Origin of the sequence: Parundibacterium terreum, assembly GCF_014636315.1 — a bacterium.
Classification (GTDB): Bacteria; Pseudomonadota; Gammaproteobacteria; order Burkholderiales; family Burkholderiaceae_D; genus Undibacterium; species Undibacterium terreum.
This window is the reverse complement of sequence record NZ_BMED01000005.1, coordinates 356,855-375,212: the sequence shown is the minus strand read 5'-3', so window position 1 is coordinate 375,212 and position 18,358 is coordinate 356,855. Positions and strand designations below refer to the sequence as shown.

The 18,358-nt window shown below is 54.6% G+C and carries 14 protein-coding genes; 9 read left to right on the top strand and 5 right to left on the bottom strand.

The window, feature by feature from the left end; all coding sequences use genetic code 11:
* Window positions 1-6 precede the first annotated feature (6 nt).
* Complete coding sequence (gene yaaA, locus IEW12_RS22450; RefSeq protein WP_188568343.1) at window positions 7-783, bottom strand: peroxide stress protein YaaA; 777 nt, start codon at window positions 781-783, stop codon at window positions 7-9.
* A 33-nt stretch (window positions 784-816) separates the two neighbouring features.
* Here yaaA and IEW12_RS22445 point away from each other — a divergent pair, with 33 nt between their 5' ends.
* The 8 genes from IEW12_RS22445 (at window position 817) to IEW12_RS22410 (ending at window position 8,025) form a co-directional block, all read left to right on the top strand.
* The gene (locus IEW12_RS22445) at window positions 817-1,266 is read left to right on the top strand and encodes a putative toxin-antitoxin system toxin component, PIN family (protein WP_229751285.1); all 450 of its coding nucleotides are present in this window, start codon (window positions 817-819) and stop codon (window positions 1,264-1,266) included.
* A gap of 324 nt (window positions 1,267-1,590) precedes the next feature.
* On the top strand, window positions 1,591-2,319 hold the full coding sequence (locus IEW12_RS22440; RefSeq protein ID WP_188568341.1) for a protein phosphatase CheZ: 729 nt from the start codon (window positions 1,591-1,593) through the stop codon (window positions 2,317-2,319).
* Complete coding sequence (locus IEW12_RS22435) at window positions 2,319-4,112, top strand: chemotaxis protein CheA (RefSeq protein WP_188568340.1); 1,794 nt, start codon at window positions 2,319-2,321, stop codon at window positions 4,110-4,112. Before IEW12_RS22440 ends, IEW12_RS22435 begins: the two co-directional genes overlap by 1 nt.
* A 253-nt stretch (window positions 4,113-4,365) precedes the next feature.
* A complete protein-coding gene (locus IEW12_RS22430; protein ID WP_188568339.1) occupies window positions 4,366-5,862 on the top strand; it encodes a protein adenylyltransferase SelO in 1,497 nt (498 codons plus the stop codon).
* Window positions 5,863-5,925: 63 nt separating this feature from the next.
* The gene (gene msrB / locus IEW12_RS22425; protein ID WP_188568338.1) at window positions 5,926-6,321 is read left to right on the top strand and encodes a peptide-methionine (R)-S-oxide reductase MsrB; all 396 of its coding nucleotides are present in this window, start codon (window positions 5,926-5,928) and stop codon (window positions 6,319-6,321) included.
* The gene (locus IEW12_RS22420) at window positions 6,318-6,938 is read left to right on the top strand and encodes a septation protein A (RefSeq protein WP_188568337.1); all 621 of its coding nucleotides are present in this window, start codon (window positions 6,318-6,320) and stop codon (window positions 6,936-6,938) included. The genes msrB and IEW12_RS22420 overlap by 4 nt, the downstream gene beginning before the upstream one ends.
* The gene (locus IEW12_RS22415) at window positions 6,935-7,210 is read left to right on the top strand and encodes a BolA family protein (RefSeq protein WP_188568336.1); all 276 of its coding nucleotides are present in this window, start codon (window positions 6,935-6,937) and stop codon (window positions 7,208-7,210) included. Before IEW12_RS22420 ends, IEW12_RS22415 begins: the two co-directional genes overlap by 4 nt.
* 41 nt (window positions 7,211-7,251) lie before the next feature.
* Window positions 7,252-8,025: a peptidylprolyl isomerase gene (locus tag IEW12_RS22410; RefSeq protein ID WP_188568335.1), complete on the top strand. Its 774-nt coding sequence runs from the start codon at window positions 7,252-7,254 to the stop codon at window positions 8,023-8,025.
* Window positions 8,026-8,144: 119 nt separating this feature from the next.
* Here the strand turns inward: IEW12_RS22410 and IEW12_RS22405 are convergent, their stop codons facing one another.
* Both IEW12_RS22405 and purL read right to left on the bottom strand, forming a co-directional pair.
* A complete protein-coding gene (locus IEW12_RS22405) occupies window positions 8,145-8,897 on the bottom strand; it encodes a substrate-binding periplasmic protein (protein ID WP_188568334.1) in 753 nt (250 codons plus the stop codon).
* Window positions 8,898-9,262: 365 nt separating this feature from the next.
* Complete coding sequence (purL, locus tag IEW12_RS22400; protein ID WP_188568333.1) at window positions 9,263-13,264, bottom strand: phosphoribosylformylglycinamidine synthase; 4,002 nt, start codon at window positions 13,262-13,264, stop codon at window positions 9,263-9,265.
* 397 nt (window positions 13,265-13,661) lie between these two features.
* Between purL and IEW12_RS22395 the strand changes: the two genes are divergently transcribed.
* The gene (locus IEW12_RS22395; RefSeq protein ID WP_229751284.1) at window positions 13,662-14,981 is read left to right on the top strand and encodes an amidase; all 1,320 of its coding nucleotides are present in this window, start codon (window positions 13,662-13,664) and stop codon (window positions 14,979-14,981) included.
* A gap of 86 nt (window positions 14,982-15,067) precedes the next feature.
* Here IEW12_RS22395 and flgL read toward each other — a convergent pair whose 3' ends face one another.
* Both flgL and flgK read right to left on the bottom strand, forming a co-directional pair.
* The gene (gene flgL, locus IEW12_RS22390; RefSeq protein WP_188568331.1) at window positions 15,068-16,297 is read right to left on the bottom strand and encodes a flagellar hook-associated protein FlgL; all 1,230 of its coding nucleotides are present in this window, start codon (window positions 16,295-16,297) and stop codon (window positions 15,068-15,070) included.
* Between the two features lie 12 nt (window positions 16,298-16,309).
* Entirely contained in the window at window positions 16,310-18,268 is a 1,959-nt protein-coding gene (gene flgK / locus IEW12_RS22385) for a flagellar hook-associated protein FlgK (RefSeq protein WP_188568330.1), read from the bottom strand.
* Window positions 18,269-18,358 lie beyond the last annotated feature (90 nt).

Here is an 18,358-nt window from a genome sequence, read left to right as displayed (position 1 = left end):
GCGCTTTTATTCTTCCAGCTTACGCTTGAATACCCATTGTCGGCTATCCGATTCATTCTCGTAAAAACGGTAGCCTTCGACATCGAAGCCCTTCAATTCATCGGCCTTGCTTATTTTATTGACAGCAGCATAACGCGTCATCAAACCGCGCGCCCGTTTTGCATAAAATGAAATAACTTTGTACTGGCCATTTTTCCAGTCCAGAAACACCGGGCTGATGACCGGCACTGCAAGCTGCGCAGGCTTCACCACCTTAAAATACTCTTCCGAGGCGAGGTTCACCAGGACCTTGCTCTTCTGGTCCGCCGCTTGCTGATTCAGCGCCTCGGTCACCTTGCCACCCCAGAATGCATACAGATTGCTGCCGCGCGGATTTGCCAGGCGCGTTCCCATTTCCAGCCGGTATGGCTGCAGCAGGTCCAATGGCCTGAGCAATCCATACAGCCCGGACAAGATACGCAGATGCTTCTCCAGATAGCTGACTTGCGGCGTGCCCAGCGTGGAAGCATCCAGGCCTTCATAGACATCGCCATTGAATGCGAACACAGCCTGCTTCGCATTTTTCTTGGTCGCCGTAGTGGACCACGCGGCGAAACGATCGGCATTCAATTGCGCCAGCGCGGGAGAGATATCCATCAGGCTGGCAATTTGCTCGACATCCAGCTTTCTGCTGACCTCAATTAATTGCTCTGCATCTTGCATAAACATCGGTAAACTGTGGCTTTTGCTTTTAACCGGCGTTTCGTAGTCGAGCGACTTTGCAGGCGATAAAACAATTAACATAATTTCTACAAAAATTTAATGACGACTTCAAAGATGTCCAAACTCGTGGTCCTTGATACCAACGTCTGCCTGGATTTATTCGTATTCCACGATCCGCGCTGGGCTGGGCTGCTCGGCGGCCTGCAAGATGGCAGCATCAAGGCAGTAACGCGCAATGACTGCCGCATGGAATGGCTGGCCGTCCTTAATTATCCTCACCTGCCGGTCGCCCTTGATCAGCGTGGCGGCATCATCCAGCAGTTCGACCAGCATATTGAGTGCGTCAGCCCGATTGCGAAATCCACGCTGCGCTTGCCGGTATGCACGGACAAGGATGACCAGAAGTTTCTGGAGCTGGCGCGCGACGCCGGTGCCGACATCCTGATCACCAAGGACAAGGCCCTGTTAAAACTGGCAAGAAAAACGAAGCAGGCGGGATTGTACACGATACAAACGCCGGAGAAATTTATCGCGGAACAGAATGCAGCGACCAAACCTGCATAGATGACCATGGTTTGAATGTTGTCGCATGCAAGCGTCCAGCGCATCCTTAACCATTCGTGACAATTAAAAGATGACAAATTTTGTTGCTCAGGGTTATCCTATGTATATTGAAGTCCTGTAGTATGACGCTATCATGCCAAACCCAACAAAAGAGGCTGCGGCGTAGCAAATCTGCGCTACTGCGCGCTGTTGCCGTACCAATGCCGCAACAGCTCCCCAACGAAATGGCAAAACAAACCTATCTGTGAAGTACATTGATATTTGCGGCGCTGCCGGCACAATGATGTGCAGCGCAATCACAGCGATTATGGAGAATAAAGGACTATGACTGACTCAGCAGATGATCTGGATGCATTGTTTGAAGAAATGTCCACCCAGAGAGCAGCACCCGTCGCTGCCGTACCCGCACCAGCACAGCCCGAACCAGAACCAGCAGCGCCAAAACTCAACTTCCAGGGTGACGACTCCGGCAAACCGATGTTCGACAGGCTGGGCGGCATAGTCCGCATGCTGCATGACTCGATGCGCGAACTCGGCTACGACCGCTCGCTGTCGGATGTAGCATCCCAGATTACCGATGCACAAGGCAGGCTTGAATATGTCGCCACGCTGACAGAACAGGCTGCCAACAAGGTATTGAACGCGACAGACGCCGGCATGCCTGAGCAGGACGCACTGGCAAAAAGCGCCAAGGACATGGATGCGCGATGGGAAAACCTGTTTGCAGGCAAGCTCAGCGTGGACGAATTCAAGACGCTGGCAAATGACTCCAAAGGTTTTGCCAATGCCGTGATCGCATCGACCGATGCCGAGAAAGCCCGCCTGCTGGATATCATGATGGCGCAAGATTTCCAGGATCTGACCGGCCAGCTGATCAAAAAAGTAGTGGGAATTACCAAGGCGGTTGAACATGAACTGGCGCAGATATTGATCGACAATGCACCGGCCAACTTCAAGGAAAAAGCCGTGGAATTGATGGAGGGCCCTTCTGTCCCTACGACAGCATTAGAACAGGACGACGTAGACAACCTACTTGATAGTCTGGGCTTTTAATGGACGATATGCTGAAAGAGTTTGTCGTAGAGGCGCTGGACCTGGCGACAAACGTAGAAGAACACCTGCTCAGCCTTGAGCGCAATCCAGGTGACATGAATACGCTGAATGCGGTGTTCAGGTCTTTCCATACGATCAAGGGCGGCGCCGGCTTCATGAATCTGACGGCCATGGTTTCCGCCTGCCATTTGACCGAGAACCTGTTTGACGCCTTGCGCACCGGCCAGGCGCCGGTCACGCCGCTGTCAATTGAAGCGGCCCTGGAGGCCAGCGGCTTTGTCGCGGACCAATTGACTGCGCTGTCCAACGGCACCGCACCCGAGCAGTTGTCGACCATGCCGAAATCGCTGGAACAGATCCTGACCGATGCGATTGAAGGCAAGGCCAGCTCGGCGAAAAAACCCGCAGCAAGCGCAAAAGCAGCAGAGCCTGTGAAGGAAAAAGCTGCAGCACCGGTAAGTGCTGACGGCCTGGACTGGGAAGCCTATTATCGCGCCGTTGTTCCCGAAGGCACCCTGCCCGCCCTGGCGGCGGCAGCGGAAGAACAGGAAGCTATCAAAACCCAGTTGGCTAGCCCGGATGTCAAACAAAGCAGCGCGCCCGCCAAAGAAGAAAGCATCCGTATTGATGCAGTCAAGCTGGATGTATTGCTGGAAGTCGCCGGTGAATCCGTGCAGGCTGCCAACCAGGCTGCCGTGCTGCTGGAAAAACTGTCGCAGTTCAAATTTGACGGCCAGGCAGCACCGCTGATGTCCGCACTGACCGAAACACTGACCAGGGCATCCCGTTATTCCACTGAACTGCAAAGGGCGACGCTTGCCACCCGCATGCAGCCTGTCGGCCGTCTGTTCCAGAAATTCCCGCGCCTGATCCGCGAACTGGCCAAGGATTTGGGCAAAGAAGTCGACCTGAACATCTCAGGTGCAGAAACTGAAGTGGATCGCGTTGTCGTCGACAGCCTGTATGATCCGCTGGTGCATATGCTGCGCAATGCACTGGATCACGGCATAGAAACATCGGAAGAGCGCGCCAGCACCAACAAACCGTTGAAGGCCACCATCTCGCTGAAAGCATGGCAGGAAGCCAGCAGCGTCATGATTGAAGTCACCGATGACGGCAAGGGCATGGATGCCAATCGCCTGAGAGAAAAAGCGATTTCCAAGGGACTCATCAATTCCAATGATGCCCGCACCGATGACGAAGCATTCCAGTTGGTATTCTTGCCTGGCTTCTCCACCAAGGATGTCGCCTCCAGCGTATCCGGCCGTGGCGTGGGCATGGACGTGGTCAAGACTGCAGTTGAACGCCATCGCGGCGCTATCCGCATTGCCTCGCAACTGGGTACGGGCACTACTTTCCTGATCCGCTTGCCTATCGAATTGTCCATCGTTCCGACCATGCTGGTGCGCACAGCCGAAGCCTCGCTGGCATTGCCAATGGCGACGGTACAGCGTGTAGTGGAATTGCCGGACACATTTGAAAGCGTTGGTGGCCAGCCTGTATTGCGCGATCTGGGCCGTCCGTTGCCGATCAAATCCCTGGGTCAGATACTGGGCTATGAAAAGAGCAGTGAACGCGTAGGTATCGTCATCGCTGCTCCCAACCCCTATATCCTGGCGGTGGATTCGGTCGACGGCACTGCTGATCTGGTGATCAAGCCATTGACTTGCATCACCACCCCAGGCATTACCGGTACCGCGCGCTCCGCCGAGGGCGAACTGGTTCTGGTCATAGGCTTGTCCTTCCTGCTCGATGGCTGCAAGATCCACGATCATGAAAGAATGACTGCATAGGCAGGCACCGCCGTACTTAGTACATAGGCAACATATCAGGCTGGACTCTCTCGCGAGGCTCCAGCCTTTTATTTTGTCCGCCCGCTTTCACCGGAACACTTGCATCTAAAGCTGTGCTCGGCTTTAATATGATTACAATAAGTAACAAATCCCCGGCTATGGCGCCAGCGGCCTACGAACGAATGCAACGAAACTCTGTCACAATAGCGGCAATTCCTAATTTTCTGCACCTTGCAAACCCTGCAAGAACTTAATGACTGCAACTCACGACAAGGCCGCACAAGCACTGCCTGCATTGATACTGGATAACAGCTTCGCCAGCCTACCCGCCCCCTTTTACACCTCGCTAAATCCGACCGCATTGCCCGCGCCTTATCTGGTCTGCGCCAGTGTGCCGGTTGCAGAGGCTATAGGCCTGGACCCGGCCTCCCTGCATCTGCCGGATTTTGTCGAATCATTTACTGGCAATCAGTTGCTCAACGGCAGCAAACCGCTCGCCGCGGTCTACTCCGGGCATCAGTTTGGCGTGTGGGCCGGACAACTGGGTGACGGACGCGCCATCCTGCTCGGTGACGTGCCTGCAAACGGAACACAAACCCGGCTGGAAATCCAGCTCAAGGGCTCGGGCCTGACCCCCTACTCCCGCATGGGAGACGGGCGTGCCGTACTACGCTCTTCAATACGTGAATTCTTGTGCTCGGAGGCCATGGCTGCTCTCGGCATTCCGACATCCCGCGCCTTGTGCATTACCGGTTCGGACCAATATGTGATGCGTGAAAAGCCGGAAACCAGCGCTGTGGTAACGCGCGTCGCGCCCAGCTTCATACGCTTTGGTTCGTTTGAACACTGGTACTACAATAATAAGCCCGAGGAACTGCAAACCCTGGCTGATTTCGTACTGGATAAGTATTACCCGGAGTTGCTGGAAGCCGCCAATCCTTACCAGGCCTTGCTGACGGAAATCACCCGCCGCACTGCAGAGTTGATGGCGCACTGGCAGGCGGTCGGTTTCATGCACGGCGTAATGAATACAGACAATATGTCCATCCTGGGCTTAACGATAGACTATGGCCCTTTCGGTTTCATGGAAGCCTATGACGAGGGCCACATCTGCAATCACACCGACAGCCAGGGCCGTTATTCATATCGCATGCAACCGACGATAGGCCACTGGAATTGCCACGCTCTCGGACAGGCAATGCTACCGCTGATAGGCAGCGTGGAAGATACCCAGGCCGCGCTGTCTGTTTATAAAGACAGTTATCAGCAAAAGCTGGATGAATTGCTGCACCGGAAGTTTGGACTATCCGTCAAACAGGATGGCGACGCTGAATTGTTCGACCGCTTTTTTGCACTGATGCAGGGAAGCCATGCCGATTTTACATTGACGTTCCGGGCGCTGAGCTCGATCGCGCGCGGCACCGCTGAGCAGGACGAAGATCTCAGGGACTTATTCATAGACAGAAACGCTCTCGATGACTGGCTGGGAAACTATCGTGAACGGCTGCAGTCTGAATCGCTGGACGATGCGGCACGCAAGACATCCATGCAGGCTGCCAATCCGAAATATATACTGAGGAACTATCTCGCCCAGATCGCAATAGAAAAGGCCGAAAAAAAGGATTTTTCGGAAGTGGAAAAGCTGCTGCAGATATTGAGGAATCCCTTCGATGAGCAGCCCGAGCATGAGTCTTATGCCGAACTGCCGCCGGACTGGGCCAAACATCTTGAAGTCAGCTGTTCTTCCTGAACCGGGAAGAACCAAGTAACAGGCAACACGCAGAAGCAAGCAGAAACAAAGGAAGGAAATACAATGAGCAAAGTTACCAAGACCGACGCCGAATGGCGTGCCATGCTGACTCCGATGGAGTATGAAGTCACCCGCCATGCAGCAACCGAGCGCGCCTTCACCGGCGAATTCTGGGATCACCATGACGCCGGCACCTATGTCTGCGTGTGCTGCAATACGCCGCTGTTCGAGTCCGATACCAAGTTTGATTCCGGCTGCGGCTGGCCTAGCTATTTCAAGGCCTTGAACCCGGCCAATGTGCTGGAAAAAGTCGACCGCTCGCACGGCATGGTAAGAACTGAGATTATCTGCAATGTATGCGACGCGCATCTGGGCCACGTTTTCCCGGATGGCCCGCCGCCTACCGGCCTGCGCTATTGCATCAATTCCGCCTCACTGAGATTCGAGCCGCAGTCATGAAATTCTTGTTTGATATTTTCCCTGTCATCCTGTTTTTCGGCTTTTTCAAATGGGGTGAAGGTCACGCCGATACGGCGCAGGCGATTACCTCCCAATACCTGTCTGGCCTGGTGTCCGGCGGCATAGTCAGCCCCGATCAGGCACCGATCCTGCTGGCGACGGCCATCGCTATGCTGGCATCAGTGTTGCAAATTGGCTATCTTCTGGTTCGCAGGAAAAGCGTCGATGCAATGCTGTGGATCTCTTTCATCATCATCAGCGTTTTTGGCAGCCTGACCATTTACTTCCATAGCGAGACCTTCATTAAATGGAAGCCAACAGTGTTGTATTGGTGCTACGGTGCAGCCTTGCTAATGGGACAATTCTTTTTCAAGAAAAACCTGATCCGCGCGGCAATGGAATCGCAAATCAAGCTGCCTGACGGCGTCTGGGCAAAACTGAGTCTGGCCTGGATAGGCTTCTGCGTCGTGATGGGCATCGCAAATATCTTCGTTGCCTTTAATTTCAGCACCGATACCTGGGTCAATTTCAAGCTGATCTGCGTGGTTGCAATCATGCCGGCCTTTGTCATCGTCCAGAGCCTGTTCCTGTCCAAATACATGGAGGAGGTAGCATGAGCGAGCGCTTTGATAAGATACAGGCACGCCTGACTGAAACTTTTCAGCCCCTGGTTTGTCAGTTACAAGATGACTCTGCCGCCCATGCAGGACATGCCGGCGCAGCCTCCGGAGGTGGTCATTACAGTGTCAAAATAGTTTGCAAACAATTTGAGGGATTAAATCGCATTTCCCGTCATCGTCTAGTGTATGATGCCGTTGGCGATATGATGCATACGGAAATACATGCCCTTGCGATCGTTGCATTGGCTCCCTCAGAGATGCCAACCTAACCATTTAGTTTTTATTTACTTTGTTATTTTAGGAACAAATAATGACTTTTAAACCTGCTCATTTGCTGGTAGTACTTCTCGCAACTGCTCTTCCTGCAATGGCGCAAAATGTCGCCGTCGTCAATGGTAAGGCGATCCCGTCTTCTAAAGTAGACATGATGCTGAAGCAGGCTAAGGCGCAAGGCCAACAAGACAGCCCGCAATTGCGTGCAATGATCAAGGAACGCCTGATCGGCATCGAAGCACTGACCCAGGAAGCGGAAAAAGCCGGCCTGGCATCCAATGCCGATGTCAAAGCTCAGATCGAACTGAATCGTCAGTCCATCCTGGTTAACGCTCTGATGCGCGACTACGTTGAGAAAAACCCGGTTAAAGATGCCGACATCAAGGCAGAGTACGACAAAGTAAAAGCACAGGCTGGCGATAAAGAGTACCACGCCTACCACATTCTGGTAGACAAGGAAGACGATGCCAAAGCCATCATCTCCAAGCTGAAAGCCGGTGCCAAGTTTGAAGAACTGGCCAAGCAATCCAAAGACACAGGTTCTGCAGCTAAAGGCGGCGATCTGGACTGGGCATCACCAGGTACTTTCGTTGCTCCGTTCTCCCAAGCTCTGGTTGCACTGCAAAAAGGCCAGATCACTGAAACTCCTGTGAAGACAGAGTTCGGCTACCACGTCATCAAGCTGGAAGATATACGTACTGCCAAATTCCCGACCATCGAAGAAGTGAAGCAACAAATCATTGAAGGCCTGCAAAATCAAAAAGTGCAAGCCTACCAGCAAGCTATCGTCAAGAAAGCAAAAGTACAGTAATTTCGTACTCCTGCTGAAAACAAAAAGGCGCTTTGATAGCGCCTTTTTTGTTGCCTGCAGATTTATCACTGCCGGTGAACAGGCGGCTTTCCCGCCCGCAGCAATGCCCTAGAAATGGGCTAGAGCTTGTACTGACCGATAAGAGAATTGAGCTTTCCATTTTTTTGCAACTCGGCCAATCCGCGGTCAATTTGCTCTATGATCTGCGCGCCTTGCGGATGCTCGCGGCTGATGCCAAAGTGCAGCGGATATTTCTCCGTGCCGGGCAAAGGCTGGATTTTGTATGCCCCGCTATTGAACGGCAACATCCCTAGATTCGCAAATCCCTGGAAGACTTCGCGCATATCTACAATGATGTCGCAATATCCGCGGTCGATTTTCTTGATCAGGCTGATGTAATTGGTCGCCCCGCTCTCGATGACGGCAGGCGGCAGCTTGGTATAAAAGGTCGAAGCACCATGCAATGCACATACCTTGAAGCGCGACAGGTCTGCCAGTGATTTGATCGGCGGCAGCGCGTAGCGGGAGCTGGCATACAGATACGACGGCGTCAGACTCAGATAAGAACGGGAAAACAGGAAAACCTTTTCCCTCTCCGGCGTCTTGAATACCGACATGACGATATCGTAGCCTTCCAGCGCCTCGACTTCATGCAGGCAACGTGCCCATGGGCGCAAGGCAACCCCTGGCGCCTCGGGAAAAATCGCCCTCAGTACATCCGCGGACAAACCCTCCACCCGCGGACTACTGGCCGTCATATAGGACATCGGCGGCCAGTTGCCATCGCCTCCACACGCATGCAATGCCTGCGCCTGGGACGACGCGGCAGGCAACATCAGCAGACCGAAAACGATGATTAATAAAGTACGCATGCAGGAAGGCAAAACCGGGTAATCATCATTTCATTTTCAAAAAATACTCCAGCAGCCCGATAAGTCCAATGGTCCAATAGTCCGATGTTCAAATACGCAGGCGGCGGAATTGCAGCGAGGCTAAGGCAAATTCATCAGGCACGCTACCGTGCAAATTGCCATATAGCGAACTTAAAGCCTATTGCAAGCTTGAGCAAGTTACCAATTGTCAACTTAACATTCTCTGACACTAAAACACAAAGAATAATTGCCCTATATCAATAGGATATCGACAGTTTTTCTACAAACACGATGGTAAGAAACCAAAACCACATAAAAAAAGCGCCTCGCGGCGCTTTTTTCATTTGGGGGCATACGAGCAGGCGTTAGGCCACCCACTTCCTGGCGTTTTGGAACATGCGCATCCATGGGGAGTATTCGCCCCAGGATTCAGGATGCCAGGATTGCTGCACAGAACGGAATACGCGCTCGGCGTGCGGCATCAGTACAGTAAAGCGGCCATCGTCGGTTGTTACCGAAGTAATACCTTGCGGTGAACCATTAGGATTGTACGGATAAGCCTCGGTCGCCTGCCCCTGGTTGTTCACGAAGCGCATTGCCACGTTTGCCTGTGCGATGTCGCCAGTGGTGGAGAAATCGGCAAAACCTTCACCGTGGGCAATCGCAATCGCAGTCTGCGTACCGGCCATGCCTTGCAGGAAAATCGACGGGGACTCCATCACTTCCACCATGGCAAAACGCGCTTCAAACTGCTCCGATTTATTGCGGGTAAACTTCGGCCAGGCCTGTGCACCCGGGATGATGGATTTCAGATTGCTCATCATCTGGCAGCCATTGCAAATACCCAGGCCAAAGGTGTCGCCGCGATGGAAAAACTCAGAGAATTGCTCAGCCATCTGCGCGTTGAACAGGATGGTCTTCGCCCAGCCCTCGCCGGCACCCAATACGTCGCCATAAGAGAAGCCGCCTACCGCAATCAGGCCGTTGAAATCAGACAATTTGGCGCGTCCAGCAATCAGATCGCTCATGTGCACGTCGACCGCAGTAAAGCCGGACTGGTGCATCACATATGCCGTTTCTATATGCGAATTGACGCCCTGCTCGCGCAGGATTGCTACTTTAGGACGTGCGCCAGTTGCGATATAAGGCGCTGCAATGTTCTGCTGCGGATCAAACGTCAGCTTGGGCTGTATGCCTGGATCTTTTTCATCCAGCAAACGCGCGTATTCCGCATCGGCACAAGCCGGGTTGTCGCGCATGCGGGCAATTTGCCAGCTGGTCTTGCTCCAGATCTGGTGCAGCTTGGCGCGCGGCTGGCTATAGACCTGCTTCGCATCACGTGTAAACTCTATCGTGCCGCTGTCATTGACCTTGCCGATGATATGGCTGCAGGCACCCAGGTTGTACGTGCGCAAGACATCCATCACTTCCGATCTTTGCTCGGTGCGTACCTGTATGACCGCACCCAGCTCTTCATTGAACAAGGCGCGCAGCGTCAGGTCATTGCGGCGCTCTGCCACCTGGCCGGCCCAGTTCTTGGAATCGCCCCAGTCTGCCGCGTGCTCGCTTTCCAGCGTCAGGATGTCGAGATTGACCGCCAGGCCAGTGCGACCGGCAAACGCCATTTCACACAAAGTGGCAAACAAGCCGCCGTCGGAACGGTCATGGTAGGCCAGCAGCTTTTGCTCGCTGTTCAATTGCTGGATTGCGGCAAAGAAGCCCTTCAGGTCATCTGCGCTATCGACGTCAGGAGTCTGGTCGCCCAGCTTTTGCATCACTTGCGCAAAGGCTGATGCACCGAGACGGTTCTTGCCGCGGCCCAGGTCGATCAGTATCAGGCTGGTATCGCCTGCATCCAGCTTCAGTTGTGGTGTCAGCGACTTCCTCACGTCGTACACCGGGGAGAATGCGGAGATGATCAGCGATACCGGTGAAGTCACCGATTTCTGCTGGTCGCCGTCTTTCCAGGTAGTGCGCATTGACAAGGAATCCTTGCCGACCGGAATACTGATACCCAGCGCCGGGCACAATTCCATGCCGACCGCTTTTACCGTATCGAACAAGGCTGCATCCTGGCCAGGCTGGCCGCAGGCCGCCATCCAGTTGGCAGACAATTTGATGTCCGAGATATCCTTGATCGGCGCAGCAGCAATATTGGTGATCGCCTCACCCACGGCCATACGGCCGGATGCAGCGGCATTGATGACCGCCAATGGCGTGCGCTCACCCATGGACATCGCCTCGCCCAGATAGCCCTCCAGGCTCATCGTAGTTACCGCGCAATCGGCAACCGGCACCTGCCAGGGGCCAACCATCTGATCCCGCACCGACATCGCGCCCACAGTGCGGTCGCCTATCGTGATCAGGAAGGATTTATCTGCAACGGTAGGCAGGCTGAGGATGCGCTGCGATACATCCAGCAAATCCATGCCGGTCAGGTCGATAGCAGGAAAATCAGTATTGACGTGCGTTACATCGCGATGCATCTTTGGCGGCTTGCCCAGCAAAACGTCCATGGGCATGTCCACCGGCGCATTGTCATGCGCAGGGTCGATCACCTTCAACTGGCGTTCTTCAGTTGCGGTGCCGACGACCGCAAACAGGCAGCGCTCGCGCTCGCAGAAATACTGGAACAAGGGCAGGCTTTCCGGCGCGATACCCAGCACGTAACGCTCTTGCGATTCGTTGCTCCAGATTTCTTTCGGTGCCATGCCGCTCTCTTCCAGCGGCACCTTGCGCAAATCAAAAATCGCGCCGCGCTTGGCGTCGTTCGTAATTTCAGGGAAAGCATTCGACAAGCCGCCCGCGCCTACGTCATGAATCGACAGGATAGGATTGTCGTCACCTAGCTGCCAGCAGGCGTTGATGACTTCCTGCGCCCGTCTTTCCATTTCAGGATTACCGCGCTGTACCGAATCGAAATCCAGATCCGCAGTATTGGTGCCGGTAGCCATCGACGATGCGGCGCTACCGCCCATGCCTATGCGCATGCCGGGGCCGCCCAGTTGTATCAGCAGGCTGCCGACCGGCAGATCGTTTTTCTTGGTGTGCTTGTCCGAGATATTGCCGATGCCGCCGGCGATCATGATGGGCTTGTGATAGCCCATCACCTGCCCTGCTACATTCTGCTCGTAAGTACGGAAGTAGCCGCCGAGGTTAGGACGGCCGAATTCATTATTGAATGCGGCGCCACCGAGCGGGCCTTCTATCATAATCTGCAAGGCGGAAGCAATGCGATCAGGCTTGCCGTACACTGCACCGCTGCCATCGCCCGCGACCGCATCGGCTGCATTTTCCCAAGGCTGCGGAGAATCCGGCAGCATCAGGTTGGACACGGTAAAGCCGGTCAGGCCCGCCTTCGGCTTGGCGCCGCGGCCTGTCGCGCCTTCATCACGGATCTCGCCGCCGGCGCCGGTAGAGGCACCTGGAAATGGCGATATCGCAGTCGGGTGATTATGCGTTTCCACCTTCATCAGCGTATGCGTCAACTCTTCCGATGATTCATAGGTATTGCCCTGGGCCGCACCGCGTGGATAGAAGCGCTGCACAGTCGCGCCTTCCATGATGGACGAGTTATCGCTGTACGCAACGATAGTGCCCTTAGGCTGCAGCAGATGCGTATTCTTGATCATCGCGAACAGCGACCTGTCCTGCTTTTCGCCGTCTATGGTCCAGTCCGCATTGAAGATCTTGTGGCGGCAATGTTCGCTATTGGCCTGAGCAAACATCATCAACTCGACGTCGGTAGGATTGCGCTTGGCTTGCGTGAAGGCCTCGACCAGGTAATCGATCTCATCGTCCGATAGCGCAAGTCCCAGGTCGGCATTCGCGCTGACCAGCGCACTCTTGCCGCCACCCAGTACGTCGATTGATTCCAGCGGCTTGGCATCCAGCTCTTTAAACAGGCCGCCGGCGCTGTCTTTATTCGGAAGAACCATCTCGGTCATGCGATCATGCAAAATCGCCGCAACGGCTTGCCTGGCTTCTTCGCTCAGCTTTTTAGCGCCGCCCAGCAAACCGGTTTTCAATTGCACTGCATAGCTGATGCCGCGCTCAATACGCTTGATGTGCGACATGCCGCAATTGTGCGCGATATCGCTGGCCTTGCTTGCCCATGGAGAAATAGTGCCGAAGCGCGGTATCACCACAAAAGTCTCGCCGTCTTCGCTGGCGTTAAATGCATCGCCATAGGTTAGCAAGGCATTCAGGCGGGATTTGTCATCGGCGCTCAGTTCCGCGGCACTATCAACGAAATGGAGGAAACGTCCGGTAACGCCATTGATGTTGGCGTCGATCGCTTGCAATTTGGATAAAAGACCTTGGGTACGGAAAGCAGACAGGGCGGTAGAGCCTGGCAATATCAACATGGCGAGAGAGAAAGTGAGGCAAGGTGCTTGTAGCCAGGCAAAGCAAAGGCAAACCAACAAAAATCAATCGCCTGAAGCAAGCAACATCGCGGGTTGGATCAGAAACCGAGATTATACCGCGTTGCACCACCTAAGCTCTACCCGCCGGGCCGGAGAAATGCATCAGCATAGGCAAACTAATCCAAAAACAGCCGGACATCGCCTGCTCCAGAGGCCCCTCTGGATATTTCAATAACTTTTTGATATCAAAATTCAGGGAATTGTTCGTGAATGAGGTGCTTGCCAGGATTGCGATTCCTTATCAGCTGTCTCTGTTTGGGAGAAACTGGCGGTATCATGGTATTTTTGCACGTTCAAACATCGGCGCCCATTCCCTGCCGCCTTAATGGATTTACTCATGAATAAACCAGATCTTTTCTCCATCGACGCGCTGAACCGGCAACCTCGCGGCGAGTTAGTGAAAGCCAGCCTGGAAGCGGCGCGGCAAAGCAAGTCCATCTTCACCAGGCTCTATCCCGACACGGCCATGGCGGCAGCAAGCTATGCGGATAGCTTGCAAAGCGCAGGAATTGCCCCTGTGTCCGCCCTGGCCGGCTTGCCGGTGTCCATCAAGGATTTGCTGGATGTGGCCGGCGAGACTACGCTGTCGGGCTCCGTGGTGCTAAAAAACGAGCCACCTGCCAGCGCCGATGCAAGCGTGGTAAGCCGCTTGCGCAAGGCCGGCGCAGCAATCATAGGCAAAACCAATATGACGGAATTTGCGTTTTCAGGCATAGGCCTGAACCCGCACTATGGCACGCCGGCTAACCCTGCCGATACGCAGGTTGCCCGCATCCCCGGCGGCTCGTCTTCCGGCGCAGCAGTCTCGGTCGCCTCCGGTATCTGTGTCGCTGCCATAGGCTCGGACACGGGCGGTTCGATCAGGATACCCGCCGCCCTGTGCGGGCTGACCGGTTTCAAGCCGACTGCGCGCCGGGTCCCTGCTACCGGCGCCCTGCCCTTGTCGACCACACTGGATACCATCTGCGCGATGAGCCATACGGTGCGCGACTGCATACTGATGGACAGCATCATTGCAGATGACGCCCTCACTGTCAGGCATCTGTCGCTGGCAGGACTCAGGCTAGCCCTGCCGCAAACCCTGGTGCTGGATGATATGGACCAGCACGTCGCGCCCAGCTTCGCCCAGGCGCTGTCACGCCTATCCGCCGCCGGCGCCCAGATTATCGAACTGCCTCTCTCCATTCTTCAGGACTATCGTCCTCTCGGTATGTTTTCTGCGGCAGAAGCCTATGCCTGGCACCGCAATTTGCTGGCAGAGCACGAAGACGGCTACGACAGGCGCGTGTCCAGGCGCATCAAACTGGGCGCAGGATTGAGCGCGGCAGACTATCTGGACCTGCATACCGCCAGAAAGCGCTGGATCCAGGCCATGGAAACCGAGCTGCTGCCGTTTGATGCGATCATCATGCCCACCGTGCCAATGGTCGCGCCGGAGATCGCCCCGCTGGAAGCTTCGGAAGATGCCTTCTTCGCAGCGAACGCGCTGATGCTGCGCAATACGGCGGCGATCAATGTACTGGACGGTTGCGCCATTTCGATTCCCTGCCATGCCGCAGGCAGCTTGCCGGTGGGTCTGAGCATCGCAGGCACGGCCAATTCCGACGCACATATCCTTGCAGTTGCGCTGGCAGTGGAAGCCGCATTGCGCCAGTAATAAAGTAGGCTGCAAGGTCCCAAAGCAAAACGGCCTGAACATCAAAGTTCAGGCCGCCGAAAATCTGATAAAAACCGCTTTTCGTCTTATAGCAGGGAAAACAGTGACAGGCCGGATATCGCCACAAACGATTTTTGCGCCGCCTGCAAGGTGATTTGCTGCTGGGTCAGCGAGGTGATCGCCTTTGCGTAATCCAGATCCTGGATATCCGACAAGGCCGACTTGTAATTGATACCCTTGGCTGCACCATCGCTGTCCAGCGTATCCAGCTCCGACAGGCTGGCGCCTACCGTCGTGCGGGAATTGCTGACATTGTCCAGCGATTTGTCGATATTACTATTGGCCTGGGCGAGCGCAGCCTGCAAATCCGCTTTGTCCTGAGGCGTGGTTCCCGGAGCTTTTAGCGCATTGATGATGTCGGTCAGCGATTCAAAAATATCCTGGTTGCCCGGTTGGACCAGAAAGCGGTCGCCGGCAGCAGGCGGCACTGTGGTTCCCGCAGGCCCTACCGCATCGCTCAGGGTCATGTCTATGCCATCCACCGTCACTGTCGTGCTAGGACTGGTGTAAGCGTTGCCTGCAGAAACTACGTTACCTGTCGACGTGTCTGTGACGTCGAAGGTACCTGCATTGTTGAACACAATGCTGTAATTGTGCCCGGTGAGTGTCGCAGGCGTAGTCGTCGAAATTGCTGCGGAGATGACAGCCGTACCAGTGTTGGCCGAATTGGCCCGACTATTGAAAGTTGTGCTGGAAGCGCGGATATTGCCGAAAATAGCAGGACCCACGTCGCTCAGCGCAAGCTGGCGTGAAGTATCAACCTGCAATTTGCGCTGTCCCTGGTCGCCGTTATACGTGGCACCATTCACAGTCTGGGTATAAGGCGTGGTCGTTGTCGCGTAGCCGGAAAACATGTAATCGCCGAAACCATCGCGCGAGTTGGCGAGGCCCAGCAAATCATTCATGCTGCTTTCCAGTTGCGTTGCATAAGTCGCGCGGTCACTGGCCGTCAGCGTGCCGCTACCGGCGCTGACTACCAGACCCTTGGCGCTTTGCAGTAAAGTAGTGATGCCTGCCAATGCGCCTTCAGTTGTATTCAGACTGCCTTTTACCGTATTGCGGTTTGCAGCCAGATGATCATTGATCGCATCGGATTGCGAGATGACCAAGGCACGCGCAGAACCGATAGGATCGTCGCCCGGATTGAGTATCTTGCGATTCGCCGATATCTGCTGCTGCGTTCTATACAGGCTGCCCTGCAGATCACTGATCTGCGAGCCGCCTGTATCAAAAATTGTGTTGGTACTGATACGCATAATAGAACCCTATCAACCGCCTAAGGTGAGCAAGGTCTGAAACATCTGACTTGCAATTTGCATTACCTTCCCAGCTGCCTGGTATGTTTGCTGGTAACGCAATAAATTTGTTGCTTCCTCATCCAGATTAACACCGGACTCTGACTGCTGCGCCGCTGTCGCCTGCGCCAGCAGCGTCTTTTGTGCTGCTCCTGTCGCTTGCAGTTCGGCGGTCTTGTTACCGATCTGGGCCACCATCTGCGAATAGACATCGGTATAGCTCGCGGTGCCGCCGGATAAACCTTTTTGATCCTGCAGCTTGCCCAGCAGATTGGAGTTGCGCACGTCGCCTACCGGGTTGGTGTTCAAGCCGATGTTGAATACATCAGTATCCTTCGGCGTGCCGGAGATATTGACATTCATGCCGCCAAAACTGTAGGAGGCGCCGCTACTGTACGGAACATTCGCGCCTGCGGCATAGGTCGTTGCAGTGCCGTTGACAGTCACCGTGATCGGGTATGCCGCCATTGCCGCATTCGGCACCAGTTCATTGGTTGCGGCGCTAAAGCTAAACTGCAAAGGCGTGCCGGCTACGACACTACCCTGAACAAAAGTTGAATCTACCGAGCCTTCACTGATCTTGCCGGTACCGGTATTGGTCGACGGAACCGAGGTGCTGATCGGTGCCGCTGCAGCAAGCTTGGCAGGATCCGTCTGGCTGACGCTGAAAGAAGAAGCGCCATTGGCCGTAGGCCTGACCAAAAAGCTGTCATTCGCGTTAGGAGTGCCGCTAGGCATGTCAAATACGACGCCGTCTACCGTAAGAGGCAAGGTCGGGTTTGACGTGACCGTGCCATCGGACAGGCGGGTGATATTGAAATTGGTGCCGTCATAACGCACGCTGTAGTCGCTGCCTGTCAATGCTGCGACGCCGGTGTTGGGGCCGGTATTCGGTGCAAAGCTGGCAACCAGTTGACCAGTACCTGTGTTCAGGCTGCTGGCCCTGGCCAGAGGAGTTGCCACATTGAAGATATTGCCGCCAGGAGCACCGTTCAAATCCAGACCCAGCTTGTTCTGGTCGTTGAATTGTGAGGCCAGTCCTATCGCCACCTTGCCGAGCTGGTTTTGCGCCACATCCAGCGTGTTAGCCCGGAACTGCATCAAGCCGCCCAGCGAACCGCCCTGTATGACATTTTCTCCCAGCAGGCTGGTGTTGCCGTTGAAGCCGGATACCGCGATTTCCACACGCTGCGGATCAGTCGGAGAAGTCGTGGCCGACAGTGTCTGCGCATCTGCACCCAGTACCAGCGGCTGCCCATTACCTATCGTAATATTGTAGTTCGAGCCCTGGTGTATAACATTGACGTTGATGATCTTGCTCAGTTCCGTCACCAGTTGGTCACGCTGGTCCATCAGATCATTCGGTGGGCCACTGGTGGAACCTGCCGTCGCTTTCTGGATCGCATCATTCAACTGTGCCAGGCCCTGCGCATAACCATTGATGGTCGTAATGCTGCTGGTGATCTGGCCATTGGTATCGGCGCCGATCTCATCCAGGCGGCTTTGCAGGCTCTGGAAGCGCGAAGCCAGCGTCTGCGCTTTGGAAATGATGTCGGTACGATTAAACGAACTGGTAGTGCTGAACGCAGCAAAGAAATCATTGACCGCAGGAGATAATCCAGCAGACGAGTCTGCAACCAGATTGGCGATCTGCGTGATTTGCGAAGAATAGGTGTCGAGCTGGCTTTTGGACGAAGTGGCCGCATTGACCTGATCAGTCAGAAACTGGTCATAGATACGCCTGACACTGGCGACCTGCGTACCCTGCCCGACAAAACCGAAGCTATATTGTTGCGCAGCGGCAGAAGCTTGGACTACAACCTGGCGGTTATAGCCAGGTGTTGATGCATTGGCAATATTATGACCGGTAGTCGCAATACCTACCTGTGCGGCCTGCAGTGCACTTGACGCAATGCTATATATATTTGACATAATATTGATACATTCTTTTGTAACTACATTGAGTTTTCGGCCCGATCCACGAAAACTTTAATAAGCGCGAAGCCAAATTCTTGCAATAAG